Raw genomic sequence first — 4082 nt, forward strand, 5'->3', positions numbered from 1 at the left:
ATGTTCGAGGGGGTGGGACGGTCACGCGGTGTCGGCGGGGGTGAGGTGGCCGAGCCGCTGCCGCGCCAGTCGCCGGGCGGCGGCGACCCCGCTCTCGGGCCGTTCGCCGTCCTGCGCGGCCTGCTCCATCAGGAGGCTGGGCTCGACGGCCCCGCCGAAGCGGTCGCACACCCACACATGCGCTTCATACAGGTGCTCGACGGCGGCGTGGACGGCCGCGCCGGAGGCGGGGGCGAGGCGGTCGAGGCCGCCGCCGCGCCTGAACCGGCGCATCCATGTGACGAGTTCCAGGTGGTCACGGGTCTGCAGACCGCTGAACCCGGCGTTCACCGCGGGCGGTTTCATCGTCTCGCGCACCTCCGGGTACAGGTCGGGCGGGAAGNNAAGGAGCGGACGGCTTCCCGCTCCTGCTCGGGCGTGGCCTCGGCGCGGTCGAGGCCGCGCAGCGCGACGGTGAGCAGCTGGAGCATGACGAAGAACCGCTGGTGCCCCACGAGCCAGCGCTGGTTGGCGGCCTCGCCGGGTGCGGCGGGGCGCCAGGGCCCGGCCTTGGCCGCCTGCGGCAGGACACCGGTGAGGAACCCGGTGACGCCCAGGAGGAGGTTGTCGGGGTCGGGGTCCAGGGTGCTGCCGTGGGCGGCGAGATCCTCCTGCACGAGGACGTCGCTGACCAGGACCGCCCCGGCGAGCAGGGCGGCGCTGTCACCGAGGCCGCGGCGTACGGAGAAGAAGGCGTCGTGCACGCAGCTGCCGGCCGGCGGCTCGTCGGCCACGCGGACCGCGTCGCCGACGTCGGCGGCCAGCCGTGCCATGAGTTCGGCACGGGCGGCGGCGCCCTCCGGCTCGGCGCCCATCGCGGCGGTGTACACCGCGCGGCACCCCGCCGTCAGAGCGGTGAGCCGCTCCGACACGGGGGCGAGGGTGCCGGGAAGTTCGGCGGGGAGAGGCAACACCAGGGCGGTGGGGCCGTCCATACCCGCAAGGTACGTCACAGAAGTCTCCCGAAATCTCAAAGAGTTACTCACAGCAATTTCACAACTACTATACGTATCCACAGGGTCGGTTCGACACGTAAAGAAGACGAGGAACAGTGCGATGAAGAGTTCGATGACGGCGGAGCAGGAACTTCCGGCGCAGCCGGGGGCGTTGGGCGGGCGGCCCGGCGCGGGCACCACCCCGGTGGCCCTGATGGAGCTGACCACGGGCTTCTGGCGGTTCAAGGTGCTGGCGGCGGGCGTCGAGCTCGGCCTCTTCACCCTCCTCGACCGGCTCGGCGAGGCCGACGCCGCCCGCATCGGCGCGGAGTTGGGCCTCAACGCCCGCCCGGTACGGATGCTGCTGGCCTGCTGCACGTCCCTGGACCTGCTCGAACGCGAGCCCGACGGTCACGGCGCCGCGCGCTACCGCAACGCCCCCGTGGCGGCGGAGTTCCTCGTGGAGGAACGCCCGCACTACTTCGGCGGATTCGTGCGCTACTCGGACCGGTACGGCTACCCGGGCTGGGCGCGTCTGACGGAGGCCCTGCGCACCGACCGCCCCACGACCTGGGACCCGGACGCACAGGAGTCGGCGTTCGTGACCGCCGATCCGGCGATCCTGGAGGGCTTCTGGGGGGCGATGTTCACCCTCTCCTCGTTCACCGCGGCGGCGCTGGGCGAGGCGTACGACTTCACCCGCCACCGGCGCCTGCTGGACGTGGGCGGCGGAGCCGGGGCCTTCCCGGTGAGCCTGTGCCGCCGCCATCCGCATCTGCGCGCCACCGTGCTCGACCTGCCGCGGGTGGCGGCGATGGCCCGCGCCAAGGCGGCGGAGCTCGGCCTCTCGGAGTCGATCGAGGCGGCGGAGGGCGACTTCCTGCGCGACCCGGAACTGCCCGCCGGGCACGACGTGATCCTGCTGAGCATGATCCTGCACGACTGGGACGAGAAGACGGGCCGGCGGCTCCTGGAGAAGTGCTGGGCCGCGCTCCCGTCGGGCGGCGCGGTGGTGATCTGCGAACTGGTCCTGGACGACGACGAGTCGGGCCCGGCCCCGGCCGCCCTGATGGGGCTGAACATGCTGGTCGAGACGCGCGCGGGCCACAACTGGACCTACGCGGAGTACGCGGACTGGCTGACGGCGGCCGGGTTCGGCCCGATGACCGTCCTGCCGCTGGACGCGGCGGGCGCGAACGCGGCGCTGGTGGCCCGCAAGCCCTGACGTCAGGGGCGCCCGGAGGCGACGCGGGACGAACGCGACGGGCGTCCGCCGCGCCGTGGGACGGCCGGCGGACTACCCTGGCGAGATGTTCAAGTCGCGCAAGGTACGTGAAGAGGACGCCTGGGACGGCACGGTCGTCGACAAGACCCGCAGGGCCACCGACGGCTCCAACCTCTACCACTACGTAGAGGTGCGCCTTCAGGACGGCACGTCCATGAAGGCCCGCGTCGAGAAGGCCCTGTGGGAGTCGCTGGCCCCGGGTGACCGCCTCGTCAAGGAAGCGGGCGCACCGGCGCCGTCCAAGGTGCCTCGGTAACGGGCGCGGTGCCTACCGCGTGGCCGACGTCGCCCCGCTCGTCCAGGCCGCGCGCAGCGCCTTCTTGTCCACCTTGCCGACCTTCGTCGTCGGCAGCCGGTCCAGCAGGACCGTCCTGCGGGGCGTGTAGAGGTCGCCCAGCTCGGCGGTCACCGCCGCGCCGACCGCCTCGGGGTCGACGTCCACGCCCTCGGCCGTGGCCAGGAAGATCTGCACGGCCTCGCCGTAGTTCTCGTCCGGCACGCCCAGCGCCGCCGCGTTGCGCACGCCGGGCAGCGTGAGCAGGAAGTCCTCCAGGACGCGGGAGTAGACATTGTCGCTGGTGCTGCCGGTGACGATGATGTCCTTGGCCCGGTCGACGAGATAGAGGTACCCCTCGGCGTCGAGGTAGCCCATGTCGCCGGTGCGCAGCCAGCCCTCGTGCAGCGCCGCAGCGGTGCGCTCCGGGTCCTCGTAGTAGCCGAGCATCACCGTCTCGCCCCGGACGCAGACCTCGCCGACCTGCCCGGCGGGCAGCGCCGCCGTGCTGTCCTCGGCGCGTATCTCGATGTCGACGTCGGCTATCGCGCGGCCGCAGCTGCGCCAGAGCTCGGGCCGCCGGGCCGCCTCCGTGGCGAGGTCCTCCGCGCCGAAGCCGGTGATGCCGAGCGCCTCCGACTGGCCGTAGCCCTGGCTGAGCACGGGCCCGAAGACCTCGACCGTCTGCCGCAGGCGGCTGGGCGAGGTCGCCGCGCCGCCGACGACGATCCGGCGCAGCTCGGGCAGGGCGCCCGGCACGCAGTCCGGATGGTCGAGCAGCGCGTACAGCATGGGCGGCACGAACATGGTGGCGGTGATCCGCTCCTCGCGCAGCACCTCCAGGGCGGCGCCCGCCTCGAACTCGGGGAGCACGACGAGGACGGAACCCGTCACCAGCGCCTGGATCGAGGTGAGATGGCCGCTGCCGTGGGTGAGGAGGGTGGCGGCGAGCACCCGGTCCGCGCCCGGGACCATGGCGGGGAAGAAGCCGGAACGGGACTCGTCGGGATCGTCCTCCACCAGCTCCACCAGGGTGTCGTAGAGCCGGTGGCTGTGCGCGGCGAGCTTGGGGCGGCCCAGGGTGCCGCCGGTGTAGAGGACGGTGACGGCCTCGTCCGCCGCCGGGGCGGGCACGCCGTCGGGGCGCTCCTCGGGGCACTCGTCCGCCAGGGCCAGGAGGTCCGCGCACCCCGGCTCGCAGGGCCCGAGGCCGAGGAGTACGGGTGCGTGGACGCTGCGGCCGGCCGCGTCGGCGGCCCGCTGCGCGAAGAGCGGGTCGGTGACCACGACGCGTGCCCTGGACTGCTCGACGAGCGCGGCGAGTTCGCCGGGGCCCGGCTCCGGCGGCAGGAACACGACGCGGCAGCCGATGAGATGGACGGCGAGCTGCACCAGGACGGAGTCCACGCGGTTGGCGAGGAACAGGCCGACGCCGTCGCCGGGCGCGAGGCCCTGCCGGCGCAGCGCGTGCCCCAGCCGGAACAGCTGCCGCCGGGCCTCCCCGCGGGTCAGCCGGTGCGTCCCCTGGACGAGCGCCTCGGCGTCCTCG

3 protein-coding genes are annotated in these 4082 nt (G+C 73.5%); 2 read left to right on the forward strand and 1 reads right to left on the reverse strand.

Features of this window, described 5'->3' with window-relative positions:
- Positions 1 to 1095 precede the first annotated feature (1095 nt).
- The gene (locus AOK22_RS28545; protein WP_237773601.1) at positions 1096 to 2199 is read left to right on the forward strand and encodes a methyltransferase; all 1104 of its coding nucleotides are present in this window, start codon (positions 1096 to 1098) and stop codon (positions 2197 to 2199) included.
- Between the two features lie 85 nt (positions 2200 to 2284).
- On the forward strand, positions 2285 to 2515 hold the full coding sequence (locus tag AOK22_RS28550) for a DUF7489 domain-containing protein (RefSeq protein ID WP_055701602.1): 231 nt from the start codon (positions 2285 to 2287) through the stop codon (positions 2513 to 2515).
- Positions 2516 to 2527: 12 nt separating this feature from the next.
- On the opposite strand, the gene AOK22_RS28555 is transcribed toward AOK22_RS28550, so the two are convergent.
- Positions 2528 to 4082: AMP-binding protein (locus AOK22_RS28555; RefSeq protein ID WP_055701603.1), on the reverse strand; the 1555-nt coding region annotated here is incomplete at its 5' end.

The sequence above is a fragment of the Streptomyces silaceus genome, assembly GCF_001419745.1.
In the GTDB taxonomy this organism is placed as follows: Bacteria; Actinomycetota; Actinomycetes; order Streptomycetales; family Streptomycetaceae; genus Streptomyces; species Streptomyces silaceus.

Coding starts and splice junctions, on each gene's coding strand:
- AOK22_RS28545 (WP_237773601.1), top strand. CDS start 1,096: ATGAAGAGTTCGATGACGGCGGAGCAGGAACTTCCGGCGCAGCCGGGG.
- AOK22_RS28550 (WP_055701602.1), top strand. CDS start 2,285: ATGTTCAAGTCGCGCAAGGTACGTGAAGAGGACGCCTGGGACGGCACG.